This is a genomic window from Colwellia sp. Bg11-28 (assembly GCF_002836245.1).
Classification (GTDB): Bacteria; Pseudomonadota; Gammaproteobacteria; order Enterobacterales; family Alteromonadaceae; genus Colwellia; species Colwellia psychrerythraea_A.
Window position 1 is genome coordinate 91,943 of record NZ_PJBA01000002.1, and the last position, 18,642, is coordinate 110,584.

The 18,642-nt window shown below is 37.3% G+C and carries 13 protein-coding genes; 7 read left to right on the forward strand and 6 right to left on the reverse strand.

Annotated elements, in window-relative coordinates:
* Positions 1-33: 33 nt before the first annotated feature.
* On the forward strand, positions 34-429 hold the full coding sequence (locus CXF79_RS02360) for a bacteriohemerythrin (RefSeq protein ID WP_101153747.1): 396 nt from the start codon (positions 34-36) through the stop codon (positions 427-429).
* A gap of 231 nt (positions 430-660) precedes the next feature.
* On the opposite strand, the gene CXF79_RS02365 is transcribed toward CXF79_RS02360, so the two are convergent.
* Positions 661-2,211, reverse strand: coding sequence for a mechanosensitive ion channel domain-containing protein (locus CXF79_RS02365; RefSeq protein ID WP_198560017.1), 1,551 nt, complete (start codon positions 2,209-2,211; stop codon positions 661-663).
* 473 nt (positions 2,212-2,684) lie between these two features.
* On the opposite strand from CXF79_RS02365, the gene CXF79_RS02370 reads away from it, so the two are divergent.
* On the forward strand, positions 2,685-3,440 hold the full coding sequence (locus tag CXF79_RS02370; RefSeq protein ID WP_101153752.1) for a tetratricopeptide repeat protein: 756 nt from the start codon (positions 2,685-2,687) through the stop codon (positions 3,438-3,440).
* Positions 3,441-3,509: 69 nt separating this feature from the next.
* On the opposite strand, the gene CXF79_RS02375 is transcribed toward CXF79_RS02370, so the two are convergent.
* The 3 genes from CXF79_RS02375 to CXF79_RS02385 all read right to left on the reverse strand — a co-directional run bounded on the left by CXF79_RS02375 (position 3,510) and on the right by CXF79_RS02385 (position 6,876).
* A complete protein-coding gene (locus tag CXF79_RS02375; protein ID WP_101153754.1) occupies positions 3,510-4,265 on the reverse strand; it encodes a dienelactone hydrolase family protein in 756 nt (251 codons plus the stop codon).
* 461 nt (positions 4,266-4,726) lie between these two features.
* Positions 4,727-6,145, reverse strand: coding sequence for an ATP-binding protein (locus CXF79_RS02380; RefSeq protein WP_101153756.1), 1,419 nt, complete (start codon positions 6,143-6,145; stop codon positions 4,727-4,729).
* A 2-nt stretch (positions 6,146-6,147) separates the two neighbouring features.
* Complete coding sequence (locus CXF79_RS02385; protein ID WP_101153758.1) at positions 6,148-6,876, reverse strand: response regulator transcription factor; 729 nt, start codon at positions 6,874-6,876, stop codon at positions 6,148-6,150.
* Between the two features lie 204 nt (positions 6,877-7,080).
* Here CXF79_RS02385 and CXF79_RS02390 point away from each other — a divergent pair, with 204 nt between their 5' ends.
* Positions 7,081-7,539: a Spy/CpxP family protein refolding chaperone gene (locus CXF79_RS02390; protein WP_011042576.1), complete on the forward strand. Its 459-nt coding sequence runs from the start codon at positions 7,081-7,083 to the stop codon at positions 7,537-7,539.
* 96 nt (positions 7,540-7,635) lie between these two features.
* On the opposite strand, the gene hpt is transcribed toward CXF79_RS02390, so the two are convergent.
* Both hpt and CXF79_RS02400 read right to left on the reverse strand, forming a co-directional pair.
* Positions 7,636-8,166 carry a hypoxanthine phosphoribosyltransferase gene (gene hpt / locus CXF79_RS02395; protein WP_101153761.1) on the reverse strand — a complete coding sequence of 177 codons (531 nt, stop codon included), beginning with the start codon at positions 8,164-8,166 and terminating at the stop codon, positions 7,636-7,638.
* Between the two features lie 152 nt (positions 8,167-8,318).
* The gene (locus tag CXF79_RS02400) at positions 8,319-9,767 is read right to left on the reverse strand and encodes an NCS2 family permease (protein ID WP_011042578.1); all 1,449 of its coding nucleotides are present in this window, start codon (positions 9,765-9,767) and stop codon (positions 8,319-8,321) included.
* A 681-nt stretch (positions 9,768-10,448) separates the two neighbouring features.
* Here CXF79_RS02400 and CXF79_RS02405 point away from each other — a divergent pair.
* The 4 genes from CXF79_RS02405 to CXF79_RS02420 all read left to right on the forward strand — a co-directional run bounded on the left by CXF79_RS02405 (position 10,449) and on the right by CXF79_RS02420 (position 18,084).
* Positions 10,449-12,059, forward strand: coding sequence for a SulP family inorganic anion transporter (locus CXF79_RS02405; protein ID WP_101153763.1), 1,611 nt, complete (start codon positions 10,449-10,451; stop codon positions 12,057-12,059).
* 257 nt (positions 12,060-12,316) lie between these two features.
* Complete coding sequence (locus tag CXF79_RS02410; RefSeq protein ID WP_101153765.1) at positions 12,317-14,503, forward strand: OsmC domain/YcaO domain-containing protein; 2,187 nt, start codon at positions 12,317-12,319, stop codon at positions 14,501-14,503.
* 333 nt (positions 14,504-14,836) lie between these two features.
* On the forward strand, positions 14,837-16,114 hold the full coding sequence (locus CXF79_RS02415; protein ID WP_101153767.1) for a diguanylate cyclase domain-containing protein: 1,278 nt from the start codon (positions 14,837-14,839) through the stop codon (positions 16,112-16,114).
* A gap of 104 nt (positions 16,115-16,218) precedes the next feature.
* The gene (locus CXF79_RS02420) at positions 16,219-18,084 is read left to right on the forward strand and encodes a choice-of-anchor I family protein (protein ID WP_101153769.1); all 1,866 of its coding nucleotides are present in this window, start codon (positions 16,219-16,221) and stop codon (positions 18,082-18,084) included.
* Positions 18,085-18,642: the final 558 nt, after the last annotated feature.

Below are 18,642 nucleotides of genomic sequence, written 5' to 3' on the forward strand. Positions count from 1 at the left end.
TATAATGTGCTCAAAGACATTATTGGAAGCAGCATGACACAGGTAATATGGCAGGATAGTTATTCTATTGGTATTGATATGATAGATACCCAACACAAACAGCTCTTTGACATAATGAATAAGATTTATGTCGCTTCTGAAGAAGACAGTGACATAGACGTTATTATGCCTCTATTTGATGAGCTTCAAGACTACACAAAATACCACTTCGATGAAGAAGAGCAATACTTTACTACGTTATCTCAAGGGGGGATTGAACAGCATAAAAGTGAGCATCAATTTTTTATCGATGAGCTTGATAAAATAAAGCAGCAATCATTAAGAATAGGTACTATTTCTTTGGAGTTACTTTACTTTTTAAATGATTGGTTAGTAAATCATATTCAAGTTGAAGATCCCAAATACCTTGACCATGACAATATAAGTTAAAAGCTCAATTCGAATATTCCTAATTTTTTTGCAGTGCTGCCATCTAAAATGATAATTGGCTGAACTAACTCTTTGGTAGGAAATCACCGCAATTTATTAGAATCTACTTCTTAGATATTTTCTATCAAGTAAAGCTTACAGTGGTTAATGTTACTCACCAATAAGGCAGTGGTTTAAACCCACCTTACTGGTTTAGTGTAACTAATGTAAACTCATCCTAGTTGATAGGTGTTACTTCTCAGTGATTTCAGCAACCTGATGGACATGTACATCGCGTTGTGGGAATGGTATTGAAACACCTTGTTTATCAAACTCTTCTTTAACTTGGCGAGTAATATCCCAATAAACATCTAAGTAATTTTCTGTTTTCACCCAAGGACGACAAACAAAGTTAACTGACGAATCAGCTAATTCATTAACTTTAACGACAGGAGCCGGGTTCTCGAGTATGAGTTCATGCCTACTTACTACATCAAGCATAATCTTTTCAGCTTTAACCATGTCATCGCCATAACCTATGCCAAATACAAGATCAACACGGCGTGTTCTACTTCCTGTCACGTTAACAATAGTTGTACCCCAGATATTGTTGTTAGGCACCACCAAGTGTTGGTTATCAAATGTTTTGATAGACGTAGATAATAAGGTCATAGAATGAACGGTTCCAGTCACACCATCAATTTCAATGATATCACCGACATCAAATGGGCGATAAATTAGAATGAGCATGCCGCTGGCAAAGTTACTTAGCGTACCTTGTAGCGCTAAACCAACCACTAAACCTGCGGCACCAATTAGAGCTAATACCGGGGCGACATTTATTTCAATTAAAGTCAGTGAAACAATAAAACCTATAATTAAAATTACTCGACGAACAGATACTTTGATAAATAATTTTAGTAACGTTGATAAATTACTATTACGATTAAGTGCTGCATCAGTTATTTTTCCGGCGGTTCTAGAAAGTATGTATATAAAGAACAATGCTAAAGTGAATTTGATGATATTTGCTAACCAACGTAAGCCACCATCTTGGGATAAGAGCCAGCCTTTAATCGTTAACCAAGCTGCATCACTATCAGTTAAATCAACGTTTGTACCTGATAGTGCGTTGGCATATAGGTGCAACTCAGTGCCATCTCCACCTTTGCTTTCCCAGCTACTAAGCACCAATTGAAAACGCTCTAACGCATCATTTTTCTTTTCTCTTAATTGAGTAAGATTTTTAATTAACAACTCGCGCCTTTTTTGCATTTTATGACTGTACAAGTCTGCTTTTTTGGCGAGCTGGTTGAGAGATTCAGGTGTTTTTGATAGTTCATCTACCGCTTTATCTGCTTTTTTGTGCTTTATATCTCTGGCAAGCGATTTAATTTCATCCAAATCTTCTTTTAATTCTTTCGCTGCCGCTTTATCGTTTTTACTTTTATCAAGTAGGATTGCACTTTCAGTGCTGATATCAGAAATCTCTTGGGCAGCCAAAATCTTTTTTTGTTTTTGACTAACTAGAATTTCTGCTTCACTAACAATAGTGGCTCTTGCTTTTAAAATGGCTAACCAAGCATCTACCTCTATCGTTAATTCACCTTTAGTTAAAGGCGTAAGGGAAAACTCTAATTCGCCAAGGTCAATATTGGGGTTTTCAGTGGTAACCGCGAGGTAATCTTCATCATTATTAGCGGCCAAAGTACCTGGCACATTGACACTTAATAAAAGGATAACCACGCTAAATAAAGTAAAAAATAGCTTTTTAAAACTTTCTGAATGGGTGATTTTTATCATAATGTGAGCCTGATGATGTCCTTGATTTATTGAAGGGTTAGCCACTTAAACGAGGTATTACCTTAATTGAGAATATAGTAATTTTAATAAAACTTGTAGCTAAGGTTACAAAACCTTATTAATTATTTGAGTTATAAAGTTAGTCAATGGCCTTTTACTGTTGTTAATAACGTTTTAGTAGTGTGTTCAATAACGAGTAACTAATGTTAGATGATACATAACGACAGTTGTCACCGATGTTGAATTAAAAGCGTTTGATGTCCATTTTTGTTAACAGTGAACAAAGATTTTAACGTTATTATTTATTAAATTCCAATTGTAGTCCTATCGCTTTTTATATAGTATGATTTTAAGTCACTTATTGTATTAACGGAATAATAACAATTACTTACTTCAAGCTATATTTATTTGTCACCATTTTCACCCTCACTGCCGCACCTATACCAAGTTTGGCCCTGCCTGTCGAAGAATGCATGGAAAAACAATGTGTCGATTATTTCAATAAATGGCAAGTTATGGCTAAAGGGAAGAGCGCTGATGCAATGTCGATGCTAGCTGAGCTTTATTATCAAGGTCATGGTACTAAAAAAAGCCTCGAGAAATCCATTCAATACTTTCGTAAAGCGTCAATATACCAATCTGCTTATGCACAGTATCGAGTAGGAATTTTTTATTTAATGGAAGAGGACTTTATTGATACGGATAAAGGCATTAAGTATTTAAGAAAAGCCGCTAAAAATGGCAATGTTGAATCAGCCTTTTTATTAGGGGCTATTTTTGGCACAGGCGAACTGGGCATTAAAGACGTAGGTGAATCGGACAAGTGGCTGGTAAAAGCGCTTGAAGATAAACACCTGCTCGCACAAAAATATGCTGCTTATTTGTATAAAACGGGTCAGGTTGATAAAGAACATTATATTAAAGTCAATAAAGTTATTAGTAAATTGTCAGTTCAAACTATTAAAGATGAAGAGTTTACAGAAAGGTTATCTAAACCATCGACCGAAATTCAATGGTTAAACTTGCCAAATAGCACAGCCAATAGAATGAAAAATGATTCACTTGAAAACGTGTTTAATTACACTTCATTTGATATAAAAAAAGTCATCGCTGAGGATGATATTGTCATTGAATCTAGCAAAATTAAATGTGGAAAGATATTTACCTGCTATCAAGTTAATAAAAACAACTTTAGGGACTCTGCTACTTCTCCGTTTACTGCTCTATAGGCAGTCAGCACTGGTAAACACAAGCGTAGTTAATTACTGGTGTTTACCGTCACTCTAAACGTTTCTAGGCTATTTGTTCAATTCACTAGAAAACCAAGTGACAATGGTTGTTTCTAATGCCTTATCACTATCTAGTAATGGATAGCCGTGCATGCTGCCCTTGTAAGATATCATTTTACTACTAGGATTTTTCGCGGTTGAAAATAACTGTTGAGCACTGGTGAACGTTCTACCATCATCTTCTGAGGCGATGATTAAGGTAGGCGTATCAATAAGTGTTTTGCCGTAGCGAGCAATGTTTTCATCTCGTTGAGAGGAAGAGAAAAAGCTGATCGCACTGATGCTTTCTTTTTCTGCTAAGTTGATAGCTTGGCTTCCTCCGCAACTAGCACCGATGATGCCTACTTTACCGTTGTTACCCACTTTCTCTTTTAAATAATTAAAAGCTAATTGTACGTCTTCAGGCCAGTGTGATGACATATTAGACCAAGCTTTTCCTCGTTCTGCTTGTGGTAATTTCCGAACGTCTGCAACATTAAATTCGCTACTTATACTCTCACCAAAACCTCTAAAATCTAGACTCAAGGCATGGATAGATTGTTGAGCTAGCTGAGCACCAATATTGTCATACATAGTGCGGTTGTAATTGCATTGATGGAGCATCAACACGGCACGCTTAATAGCGGGTTTTACGCCATTGTTACTGGGATAATAATCAGCTTTTAAAGCGAAGTTATCAGGGGTGGTTAGCGTGATTTCAGCAGCAAAGCTATTTGCGGTAATAAGCAGGCTTGCGAATGATAAAGTAGTTATTAGACGTAACATGACAATTCCTATTGTAGTTATTGGTATTAATCCGTTTGGTATAAGACCATAAAGCTATCTTTAATCTTTCGGTAATGACAGCTTAATACGACCAGTTGCCTACTTAATGCGCTACACACCCGTTTATACCAATTGCACTAATTAATTGGTCAACTTAGAGTTATATTTGCGAGCTTAGAACAAGTAAAATTACTTAAACATAGTTATTCTATATTTCATTCATTCTGTGATGTTATCAGCGTGCTAATAAACTCCCGAAGGGCGAGTATCTAATAAAAGGTAAAGGCTTACATGCGGCGTTATTGATTTTGACAAGGACGCTGCATGGATGCAGCTTATTAGAGAATGCAGGAGTATATTCTCCTGAAAACCATTCTCTTCAACCAATGCCTTGCTTCTAAACCTTTTGATTCTCGCTAAGTGGTCAATAAATTAATGCACTTGGTATTAGTCATTGTTACTTAGGTATTACTTTTATTCTGCTTCAATAAAGTCGGTAGGGTAATGATGACTTTAAGACCGCTTGATTCTTGATTTTGTGCAACTATGTCACCCTGGTGGAATAGTATGGCTTGTTGGGCTATTGCTAGGCCTAAACCTGTGCCTCCGCTACTTCTTTCTCTACCATCGGCTACACGAAAAAAAGGAGTGAAAAGTTTCTCTATCATTTCATTCGGTACACCAGGTCCTTGATCAGAAACACTTAATATTATCTGCTCATTTATCTGACGTAATTCAACTGTCACTACTTGGTCGTTTGGCGAATATTTTACTGCGTTATTTACCACATTACTGATCGCACTGCTCAGCAGTTTACTGTCAGCTAAAAGAGCACAGTTAGCTTGAGTTTTGAGATCGATAGTGACATTTCTGCTGGTCGCAAAGTATTGACAATCATTAACAACTTGAGCGACTAAAGTACTGAGATCAATATCATCAGCAGCAAAAACATTTTGGTTATGTTCTAGTCTTGAAAGGGTAAGCACATCGGCTATCATTTCATCTAATCGCTCAACTTCAGTTTCACAGCGGTTCAAATGTTTTTGTTGTTCAACGTCATTGCCCATATTTTTTTCAGCTAAGGCAACGGCAAGTTGTAAACGAGTTAATGGCGATCTAAGCTCATGAGACACATCACCCAATAAACGCTGATGCGCAGTAATATTATTTTCTAGTTGCTCAGCCATTTTATTAAAGCTACGTGCAAGGGTACCAAACTCGTCAGAGCGCTGGTCAAACTTTGTTATACGAGTCGCTAATTTGCCTTCGCCTATACTCTCACTTGCTTTTTGTATGGCTATTAATGGATTAGTAAAGCTTTTCGCTAGTAACCAGCATGATAGGAAACTAATCGTTAATAACATCAATAAACGCAAAGCAACAGGTAGTTGATTGACCAAACTCACTAAACGTTTACGGTGAACTTCATTGGCAATGAACAGTTGGAACTGCTCGCCATTAATTATTATGGGCTCAGAAGACGTCACTTTGGTAAAAGCAAAATCAACAGTGACGGGATTTTCGAGCGGATGCTTTGTTAAATAATCTCTTACTTCTGACCAGCCTCGTTTTCTTGGTGTATAAACTTTGTTGTTACTTATTTTTTTTATGAGTAAATACTGGTGATATTTACGGCGGAAGTTCTCCTGTACCTTTTTAAGTCTTACCTGATCCTTATCTGCTAGTTTTTGCGTGTATTGCTTTAATAGTTTTAATTGTTGTGGGTTAGCTTGTTCTTGGATAGGACTATGACGAAACTGCATAGTAACGAGGTAACTAATAAGCACAGAGGTAAGTATAACTAGCCAGAAAGCCAAAAATAGCTTTAAGCTAATGCCTAAGGAAAATTTTTTAGACCATGCCGGTGGTAACTTGAACATACCTATTCTTCTCCTTGTAAAAAGACATAACCAGCCCCACGTACCGTTTTCATCTTATCTACGGGATCAATAACGAGCAGTTTTCTACGAACATTGCCCACGTGCACATCAACAGTTCTATCGTATGGGCTGAGTTTACGTTGTAGTACTTTTTCAGATATTTCAGCTTTACTGATGATTTTACTGTGATTTTCAATCATATAAACCAGCACTAAATATTCGGTACCTGTTAATTCAAGTAAACGCTCTCGACAAGTTATTTCACGGGTTGCTTGGTTAACTTTGACCTGATTAATGGTAAGTTGTTTGGTTGGGGCATTTACTGCTAATGTGCTTTGACTTTTAACAATGGAGATACGTCTTAATATCGCTTTAATACGTGCTAATAATTCACGATGTTTAAACGGTTTTGCTAAGTAGTCATCAGCGCCTAATTCAAGCCCCAAAATTCGGTCATTATCATCACCTTTAGCCGTTAACATCAAAATAGGCGTTTTATGATTACCGCCTAGGGCCTTTAATACCTCAAAGCCATTTAATATTGGCATCATGACATCGAGTAAAATCAAATCGAAACTATCGTCAAACGCTTTTGCTAAACCACTAGCACCATCTAAACATGAAGTTACCTTGAAATTTTCACTATCAAGGTACTCGGTTAATAATTCGGCAAGTTCAGCATCATCATCAATTAATAAAATGTGTTTAGTTTGCACTGTGGATTGTGTCATATGAGTGGCTGCTTTTTAGAAATAATAAATTAATTTTGCAATTGCTTAGTAGTAACTACCAGCTAGTTTACGTGATTATAGTGAAGCAGAGAATAACTTTACATAGCTTTACATAGTCTTGCACTGCTTTGCACAAAGGCTCGATATACTAACGCTGAACTTAATTATTAGTTAAAAAACAATATACCCAAAAGGAACTATCAAATGAAAATCACATTCAAAAATATTGCAGTAGTCACTTCACTTTGTTCAGCATTGGTTTTAGCTCCTGCCAGCTTCGCAGGTCATAACGGTGTTAACTATCAAGGTGAGCGCGATAATAGTTATCATCAAATGAGTGAAAAAAAATTCGCGAAGCTCAGTCGTAAATTAGATCTGTCAGAAAGCCAACAAGCCGATATTAAAGCACTGAGAAGCGAAGAGAAAGCGCAGATGGAAGTCTTAAAGCCGGCGATGAAAGCTTTTAGAGAGCAAGTTAAAACGTTAATGTCTGCTGATAACTTTGACGAGGAAGCTTTTGTGCAATTACAGGCAGGCAACCAAGATGTTTTTGCTGCGATGGCGTTGACTAAAGCAAAAAGTAAATTTGCTATGAAAAGTGTATTAACTGAGGAACAATTAGCAAAATTTCGTTCAATGAAACATAAACGTTCACGTCGTTAATTAAAAAGTCACTATTATTATCAAATTTTGAGATAAGAACAAAAAATCCGATTCAGTATCGGATTTTTTATATGCTAAATTTACCATCAACTTTATTTAAACGGTAGGTATTACTTTACCAATATAGGGTAGGTGACGATATTTTTGTGCGTAATCAATACCAACACCAACGACAAATTCATCGGGGATTTCAAAGCCTATCCATTTAACCGCAACATCTTCTTCTCGGCGAGTAGGTTTATCTAATAACGTACAAATTTGTATAGAATTTGGTCCACGTAAATTTAAGATCTGTAATACTTTACTTAAGGTATTGCCAGTATCAATAATGTCCTCTACCAACAAGACGTCTTTGCCTTCGATGTTATCATCAAGGTCTTTAAGTATATGAACGTCACGAGAGCTCTCCATGCCATTGCCATAGCTCGATGCCGTCATAAAATCAACACTATGATTAACGGTAATGACTCTTGCCAAATCAGCCATAAAAACAAATGAGCCGCGAAGCAAGCCGACCATAACTAAGTTATCGCTGTCTTGATAATGCTCACTAATTTGAAGCCCTAATTGTGCGACACGTGTTTTTATTTTTTCTTCTGAGATCATTACTTCAATTGTATGTTTCATAATTGCTTCTTTTAAGTGAGTAATTAAAACTAATAAAAGGCTATACCTAAGCATCTTCAGGTAGTTTGGTTATATAGGATGTTTAGACGAAAAAAGCCTTTGCTAGCAAAGGCTTTTATTCATAATAAACATAACTTGTGCTTATTGTATCTTTAATTTAAAAAGATGAACTTAGCAACAAATAATACCGTTAACGCCCAAACACCGTTAGATACTTGGCTAGACTTACCAGCACCTACTTTTAACACAGTGTAAGTGATGAAACCAAAGGCAATACCATTAGCGATAGAGAAGGTGAATGCCATCATAACCGTAGTACATACTGCAGGAGCATATTCAGTTAAGTCGTCCCAATCTAAGCCTCTAAGAGAGCTCATCATCAACATGGCTACATAAATAAGTGCACCATCAACAGCAAAGCCAGGTAGCATTTGTGCTAGTGGTAAGAAGAACACACCAGCAGCAAATAACAAACCGATAGTAACGGCAGTAAGACCAGTTCGGCCACCCGCAGCAACACCTGCAGCAGACTCAACATACGAGGTAACAGGAGGACAACCAAAAGCGGTACCGATAACAGATGAAATAGAATCAGCTTTTAAAGATTTGCTTAAACCTTCAATTTTACCATTTTCGTCTTGCAAGTTAGCACGCTCAGCAACACCCATTAAGGTACCTGCAGTATCGAAGATGTTAACAAATAAGAAGGTGACGATGACAGGAATTAAAGCAACTTCAAAAGCGCCAACAATATCAGCTTTCCACAAAATAGGTTCAAGCGCAGAAAACTCAGGAATGGCTAGTAGTCCTTTATAGGCAACAAAACCAGAAGCGGGGGCAAATGATTTAGCCGCTTCAGCAACAACGAAGAAATCAGTAGGGAGTACCCAAGTCATCGCAAAGGCAATGAACGTTGTTACTGCTATACCGATGAGTACCGCACCAAATACTTTACGGTAGCTTAAGATAGCGATTAATAAGAAACTTAGGAAGCCTAATGCAGGGGCTTCAGGTCCAAATTGACCAAAACCAAAATGTGTCATGTCAGCTAATGCAACAACATTGTCAGGGTTCGCTACAACAATGCCGGTGAAACGTAAACCTATGAAACCTAAGAAGAGACCAACACCTGCAGTCATGGCAAGGCGCAAACTCATGGGGATGCTATCAAGCATCCATTCCCTAAGTCGAGTGACACTCATTAAGACGAAAATAACACCAGAAAGGAATACTGCACCTAAGGCTATTTGCCAACTGTAACCCATGGAACCAACGACTGAGAAGGTGAAAAAGGCATTTAATCCCATGCCTGGCGCAAGACCTACCGGCCAGTTAGCGTACATCCCCATTAAGATGGTTGCAATTGCAGCACCTAAACACGTTGCTAGAAATAATCCATCAAATGGCATGCCAGTTTTAGACATAATGATTGGGTTTAAAAACATAATGTAAGACATGGTCACGAAGGTGGTAAGACCGGCCATGAGTTCAGTTTTTACAGTGGTTTTATGCTGTGATAGTTTAAAAAGACGCTCTAACAGACCGACGCCTTCAGTTTGCTCTTCAGCTTTATTTTCGTGAGATTTGCTAACCTGTTCCATAACTACAGTTCTCTAGTTGATTTATATTTAAGGTCGTTTATTTGTGTTTTTTTAAGTTTGACCTGCTTGTAATAATTTTAAAACTTATCTTTCCTATCGCTGTTCTATCAATTAAAGCCGATAATGCCAGCGGTTGCTAATTCATTGAAAGAGACTGTGTTGTATCCAACCTCAGTGAAGCTGATTTATTAATACATAAATACTAAGCAAAGTTAACAAGTAAAACACTTTGTCAATTCCATATAGTGAAACCTGGGTAGATTTTAAGATGTTTGCTATATCTTATAAAATTAGAGGTAACTAGAGAAAATGGTGAAAGGTAAAATAGTCAAATTTTACCTCGTAAGACCTTGTTAGCTTTAATTATAAGTAATCTAAAGGTATCCGTACAGCTTCCTTAATCGTTTTACTTTACTAATATTTTTATTGGTATTTAATGTGCCTAACTAATGAACAACCCAGTAATCCTATACCTAAACTAGAAAACTTGTCAATAGTGTCAAGAAATGGTTTTTAGTGTACAGTTAGTGTCTGGTTCTCTCTTGAGAGGTCGTAACAATTGTTGAATGTTTTTAACTGAATATTTTTATAGCACTTGTAATTTCGACTAAGATATCTAGCACTTAATACCTGAAACAGGATTAATAGTGCCATTAACTAAAACATTTAAATTAGGTAACCATGCTCTCTTTATCACATTTTAATCGACAAACAATTAAAGGCGACATTTTTGGTGCAATAACATCAACAATTGTTGCTTTACCTTTTGCTTTGGCTTTCGGGGTTACTTCGGGCGCTGGTGCAAGTGCAGGAATTTATTGTGCAATTTTAACAGGGTTATTCGCCTCATTATTTGGCGGAACAAACCAACAAATTTCTGGCCCTAACACCGGCTTAACGGTTGCCATGGTTGCCATTTTAACTAGCTTTGTAGCGCAGTCTCCTGATAACGGCATAGCGGCGGCATTTACCGTGGTGAGTTTGGCGGGGCTATTTCAAATGCTCTTCGGTATTTTTAAGCTAGGAAAGTACTTTATTCTTGTTTCCTACCCGGTTATTTCAGGTTTTACCTCGGGTATTGGCGTATTAATTATCCTTTCCCAGCTAGAGCCATTATTTGGTCATTCATTACCAGAATTGCAGTTGTCATTAAGCACATTAACAAGTACCAATACTTTATTGGGGCTGGCTTGTTTGGTCATTTTGTTTTTATGGCCACAACGATTTAGCCGTATAGTACCTGCCAGTATTATTGCAGTTACAGGGGCAACGATATTTTTTGTTTTTTCGGGTGCTGAAATGCCTGTAGTTGGTGCTATTTCCAGCGAACTACCTTCGTTTAATATGCCTATTTGGGACAATGTCTTAGCCAGTGAAATGATTAAATCAGCGTTATTAATTGCGACCTTAAGTACCTTAGATTCATTAATGACTTCGTTAACAGTTGACAGTATTACCAATGAATTACATGACTCTGACCAAGAGCTGGTTGGTCAAGGCATCGGTAATATTGTTGCGGGCTTATTCGGTGCCTTACCAGGTGGTGGCGCAACCATGCGTACGGTAACCAATTTAAGGGCTGGTGGTACTACGCCGTTGTCAGGCATTCTTCATGCTATTTTTATTTTAGCCATTGTTTTGTGGGCAGGGGAGTACACTGCGTATATTCCTGTGGCTGTTTTAGCCGCTATTTTGACTCATGTGGGTATCAGCATTATTGATTGGAATTTTCTTAAGCGACTTCATCAAGTTCCGTTGTTTAGTGCTGGTTTGATGCTTTCGACTTTAGTTATGTCAGTCGCTTTTGACTTAGTTACAGCAGTATTAGTTGGCGTGTTTTTAGCAAACTTAGTAACTATTCGTCGCTTATCAGAAATACAGCTTGATAATATTAAGTTGTGCACGGCTAAAGAAGCGGAGCATTTATCAGCCCCGGAAAGAGAATTACTTGCTTCAATGGACGATAGCGTTTTATTGCTCAATATCTCTGGACCTATCGGTTTTGGCGTAGCTCGCGGATTGAAGCAAAGCGTTTCAGAGTCGGATCAAAATAAAACCTTGTTGATCGATTTAACGGATGCTCGTTTTGTTGGCATTACCAGTACCATTGCCATTGAAGAAATTATTGTCAGCTATCGAAATCAAGGGCGGGACATTTTACTCTCAAGCGTTTGCGAGCGAGTGAAAGCTGATTTCGATAAATTGAAGTTACTCGATAAAATATCAGCAGAACATGTCTTTTCTACTCGGTTAGAGGCACTGACTTATTTATCAGAGCAAGCAAAAAGTTAAAAACCTAAGTTAATTGCTTACGATTGATTAAATCGTAATTTTGAGACATAAAAAGCACCTTGGAATATGATTACAAGGTGCTTTTTTGTTGAAGGTGTTGCTGCTTATCGACCAAATGTAAAATAAATATCACTTCTTTGACTGTTATTTAGAAAATTAATACAAGTTTTCCAAGACTATTGCGGTAAAAAATCCGATAATTAGCGCCATAAAGCTCAATACGCCGATTGGCCGTAAATAACTGTGGAAATTATTCAATGGAAATCAAAGTTAACTTTCTCGACAACCTTAGACTTGAAGCCAAGTTTGACGATTTTAGTGTCATCGCTGATCAGCCTATTCGCTATAAAGGTGATGGCTCAGCACCAGGTCCTTTTGATTATTTCTTAGCGTCATCAGCTATGTGTGCCGCATACTTTGTTAAGGTTTATTGTAATTCTCGTGATATTCCGACAGAGAATATTCGTTTATCACAAAACAATATTGTTGACCCAGAAGACAGACATAACCAAATCTTTCAAATTCAAGTTGAGTTGCCGGAAAGTATTTCTGAAAAAGACAAAAAAGGTATTTTAAGATCAATTGACCGCTGCACCGTGAAAAAAGTAGTTCAGCAAGGGCCAGAGTTTAAAGTTGAGGCTGTTACTAGCCTTGAAGACGATGCCCAAGCAATGTTGATGCAACAACCTGATGACGGTGTTAGCACCTTTATTTTAGGTAAAGATTTACCACTAGAAGAAACCATCGCCAATATGTCAAAGTTATTGGCTGACCTTGGTATGAAAATTGAAATTTCTTCGTGGCGTAATATTGTACCTAATGTTTGGTCTCTACATATTCGTGATGCCGCATCCCCTATGTGTTTTACTAACGGTAAAGGCGCAACGAAAGAGAGTGCACTTGCTTCAGCTTTAGGTGAATTCATTGAGCGCCTTAATTGTAATTTCTTTTATAACGATCAATTTTTCGGTACTGACATTGCCACCAGTGATTTTGTGCATTACCCCAATGAAAAATGGTTTAAAGCGGGCGCAGATGATGCACTACCAAGCGATATTTTAGATGATTATTGTTTAGCTATTTACAACCCAGACGATGAACTACGTGCTTCAAACCTGATTGATACTAACTCAGGTATGACTGAACGCGGTATCTGTTCAATTCCTTATGTGCGTCAATCAGACGGTGAAACGGTTTATTTCCCTTCAAATCTTATTGAGAATTTATTCTTAAGTAATGGCATGAGTGCAGGTAACAACTTACCTGAAGCACAAGTGCAATGTTTGTCAGAAATATTTGAACGCGCAGTTAAAAAACAAATCATTGCTGAAGAAATTGTTTTACCTGATGTACCTAAAGACGTTATCGCTAAATACCCAGCTATATTAGCAGGCATTGAAGGTCTAGAAGCGCAGGGCTTTCCTATGGTCGTAAAAGATGCTTCATTAGGCGGAAAATTCCCAGTAATGTGCGTTACTTTGATGAATCCGAAAACGGGCGGTGTTTTTGCCTCATTTGGAGCACATCCAAGTTTTGAAGTAGCGCTTGAACGCAGCTTAACTGAGTTATTACAAGGTCGAAGCTTTGAAGGTTTAAACGATGTACCTAAACCTACCTTTAATAGCATGGCAGTGACTGAGCCTGAGAACTTTGTTGACCACTTTATTGACTCAACGGGTGTAGTTTCATGGCGTTTCTTTAGTGCTAAGCATGATTATGAATTTGTTGAATGGGATTTTTCTGGTACGAATGAAGAAGAAAATGCCGGTTTAATGGACATTTTAAAAGATTTAGACAAAGAAGTGTATATAGCTGAGTTCAATCAATTGGGCGCTACCGCATGTCGTATTCTAGTTCCTGATTATTCAGAAGTGTATCCAGTAGAAGATCTTATTTGGGATAATACCAACAAATCATTAGATTACCGCGAAGATATCTTAAATCTTCATCGTTTAGATGATGAAGCATTAACAAGTTTGTTTGACCGTTTAGAAGAAAGCCAACAAGATAACTACATCGACATTCGCACGTTAATTGGTATTGAGTTTGATGAAAATACTGTTTGGGGCCAGCTTACTATTCTTGAATTGAAAATTCTTATTTGTTTAGCTTTAGGTGCACTTGAAGATGCGACTGAGCTAGTGGGTGAGTTTTTACAATATAATGATAATACCGTTGAACGTGGTTTATTTTATCAAGCCGTACATGCTGTTCTTGAAGTCACGCTTGATGAAGAGATGGAACTCGAAGACTATCTGGGTAACTTTAATAGAATGTTTGGTGCAGAAAACATGGAGCAAGTAGTTGGCTCAGTATACGGTGAGGTTAGATTCTATGGTCTAACGCCAACCAGCATGAAATTAGAAGGTTTAGATAAACACTTAAGATTGATTGAAAGCTACAAGAAGTTGCATCAAGCACGTAAACTGGCTGCACAAAAGTAAAGGTTGAGCTAATCAAAAGCTAATTTCAACTATTGTTATTAGCTTTTAGTTTCCAATAAAGTGTCTTTGCCATTATGGATATAAGCTCGTTGCTAATTAACGAATCTGTTACAGCGTTTCTAAGTATATCGAGTAGAAACTATCTGAAATTGAGCTTTATCATCATAGATGAATAAAACTCGACTATTATTAAGAGTAGCTTGCCAAATCTAACTTCATTGACCATTTGATATTGCTTTGAATATTGGAGTATGTCGGTGATGTTTCATTTTATTCAAAGGTCAATATCTTAAGCCTAACTCAATTGATTATTATAAGGTTTACTTCATTCTTATGAGTAGTTCTCAAAATAAAGTGCTGAGTTTCTTTGCATTGTTCTTTATTTTAATGGCCATAATTTCATTAATCGCTATTCAAAAGTTGGAATATTCAGCCTCAAGAGCGCTTGCCTCAAGAACCGCTGAAGTTCTGGCTTCAGCTATAAATCAAGCAAGAGTTTCTTACAGTGTTAATGCTGCTGCCAAAATAAGATTACACCCCGATATTCACGTTCAAGCTAATTACCGTGACCATAATCTAGCCATTCCTAACCCTGCTACTTTTGCTATTGAGTTAGGTCAGTCAATATCAAGGCCAGATGAAGGCTTCATTCTCAGTACTTACAGTAAATATCCATTTAAAGGGCGAAAAAATTCAGCGGGTCCACAAGATGACTTTCAACAAGATGCACTCGAAAAATTATCAACGAAAAACAATGTTTTTGAACGAGTAGAAACACTTAATGGGCTTCCTGTTTTGCGTCGCGCTGAAGCTATCTTTATGAAGGAAAGCTGCATAGGTTGCCATAATAGTCATTTATCAAGCCCAAGAAAGGATTGGAAAGTAGGTGATGTACGCGGTGCTCTTGATATAACTATTCCATTAACCGCTGATACTGATGATGTTGCTATGACTGTTGGTTACGCTTATGTGATGTTTACCTCTTTTTCTGGGATTGGTTTATTTTGTATGTTTTTTACCTTAAAGCGATCAAATAACCTCACCAAAGAACTTGAACTGAAAGTGGAAGAAAGAACGCTGCTACTCAACGAATTAGCCTATAAAGATGCGTTAACAAAAATTGCTAACCGACGGTATTTTGATGAGGTTAGTAAGGCAATGATTAATGATGTAGATCCGATACTGCCAATTGCTTTGATTTTTTATGATTTAGACTATTTCAAGGCGGTTAACGATTGTTTTGGTCATGATATTGGTGATGAGTGTTTAGTCGCTGTTGTTAATGCTGTTTCGAAGGCGCTAAGACAAAAAAGTGACTTCCACGCACGTATTGGTGGTGACGAGTTTGCTATTATTTTGAAAAATGTATCTAAGGATGAATTAGAAAAAATAATAGTACGAATTCTCGATAACATCAGATTGGTGAACATACCCAATGAGCCAACGCTTTCGTTAACATGCAGCATAGGTTCAAGTTTTATCACGAAATTTAGTGAAGGGACAACTATAAATCAAGTGTTAAAAGTGGCTGATCAAGCGCTATATCAGGCAAAAAGTCAGGGACGAAACCAATGGGTAAACAAAGAATTTAGCACTATTACTGTGGATTAAGTCTTAAGGTTTGTCATTTTTCTTTCATCGTTAAGTCATTATTCTGCCATGTAGATTACCTAGTCTTATCTCATTTAAGTAATGAGATAAGACTGAGGCAACAAATGTTTAAAAATAATAGCTATAAAGTAGGCGTGTTAGCGCTGGCGTTATCAATGGCATTAACCGGCTGTGTTAGTGACGGTGATGATGGCGAACAAGGATTGAAGGGCGAGCAAGGAGCACCAGGTGTTGTAGGTGTTGATGGCAATGACGGTAAAAGTTTACCCCGCGATCTGAATGTTGAAGTTGTTGGCCGTTTTGCTACGGGTATTTACGGTAAAAGTGCCGCAGAAATAGTACAGTTCCATAAAAGCTCAAACGCTGCTTTTGCCATTAATGGCGCTTCCAATCAAATAGAAGTTATTAGCTTAACTAACCTTTCAACAACTGCAGTCGGTAATCCAGTTGCTGATGAAAGTTTGACTTCAAACGCTTTTATTTTTCCACTCAATGTGTCAGTAACAAACAGTGCTGGCGTTGAAAAAGACATGTCACTAGGCGCCGTTAATTCCATTGCGATTAAAAAAGACTTATTAGCCATAGCTGTTGAAGGTGAGATTAAACAAGCGCATGGCGCTATTTTGTTTTATAGCTTGAATGAACTAGGAGAAGGGACTTTTATTAAAGCGGTAGAAGTTGGTGCTTTACCTGATATGGTGACTTTTACCCCTGACGGTAGTAAAGCATTAGTGGCTAATGAAGGCGAGCCAAACACTGATTATACCAATGACCCTGAGGGCTCTATCTCCGTTATTTCTGTTGTTGATTTAATGCCTGCTAATGTTGCCAAAACAATTAATTTGAGTAAAGACATCGTCTTTAGTGATGATAACTTAGTGCCCGAAGATTTTGATACCGATGCAAAGCGCTTGGCTATTTTGTCTAAAGCAGGTGTTAAGTTTGCAGGGCCAGCGGGCAATACTGTCGCTAAAGATTTAGAGCCAGAATATATTACTACCTCAAGTAACAGCAAAATGGCTTATGTATCTCTGCAAGAAAATAATGCCATTGGCATTATCAACCTTGAAGAGTTAACTATTGAAGTGAAAGCCCTCGGTTATAAAGATTGGGGTAAATACCAACTAGATTTTAGTAATAAAGATGAAGTGCCTGAGTTTAAAAGTATTCAAGGTCTTTATGGCATGTATCAACCTGATACGCTTGCATCATATACTTGGAATGACACAACATTCATCGTTTCAGCAAACGAAGGCGATGCTAGAGACTATGACGGTTTCTCTGAAGAAGTTCGCGTTAAAGATATTATTGATACTGACGAATTAAACCAAACACTCTCAAGTGAGTTACAAAGTCAATATGACGTTTCAGGGGGTAAAAATTACCTAGGACGCTTGAAAGTTACTACCGCATTAGGTGATGAAGATCAAAATGACGAATTTGAAAAGTTATTCGCTTATGGAGCTCGTTCATTTTCTATCTGGGATAAAAATGCTAATTTAGTTTTTGATTCGGGCGATGATTTCGGCAAAATTTCTGCAGCAATAATGGGAAATAATTTCAATGCTGCTCATACAAAAAATAAAGGTGATAACCGCTCTGATGACAAAGGTGGCGAGCCTGAAGCCATTGATGTTGGTGAAATAGCAGGGAGAACTTACGCTTTTATTGCGCAAGAGCGAGCGGGTGATTTATTTGTTTATGATATCACTAACCCATTTAAAACAGCTTTTGTCACACATTACAACAACCGTGACTTTACTGTTGATTACGAAATGGATGATGATTTAGCTGACCCTTGTGATAGCAGCGAAGGTATGGATTGTACTAAGGTAAACAGTGCGGGTGATTTAGGCCCTGAAAGTATCAAGTTTGTATCGGCTATTGATAGTCCAACGAGTAAACCATTATTAATTATTGGTAATGAAGTATCAGGAACGGTTACGGTTTATCAAATCACAGAGCAATAGGTCATATAGCCGCTACCATTCAAAGTGCAAGATTTCAGTGGGAATTAAAATGACTTTAGCCAAGGAGAATAATTTAAGCATAGTCATTCTATCGTTTGATTATTTAACGCCGTATAAAGTCATTATAAACCCATCGAAGAAGCGCTTGAGAAATATCACTTCATCGTTGCAGTGATTTACAATGGAAAAACCATTACGTCATCACAGCGCCTTGAATTGAAATAGCTCAAACACTCTGAAACCTGCATATTGATTGGTAACGAGTATATAATTACCAACGAGTAGTGCAAACTATTGTAGATAAAAAGCCTGCTAAATGCAGGCTTTTATTTGGGTGAAAGTAAGTTAAGCGACCGTCATTTATAATGTGAATAAAATCAATGGCCCAGACCATTAATTTGCACCATAGAGGTGCTTTTGCCTCAAAATAAACCGCAAACTAGCTCATCGTTGTATAAATCATTTTTTAAATAGTCAAAAAATAAAAAATGTTATTGTATTATAAGGATATTTTAATTTTCTTTACCTGTTTTTTTTATGGTCTGTAATGTGCAAGAT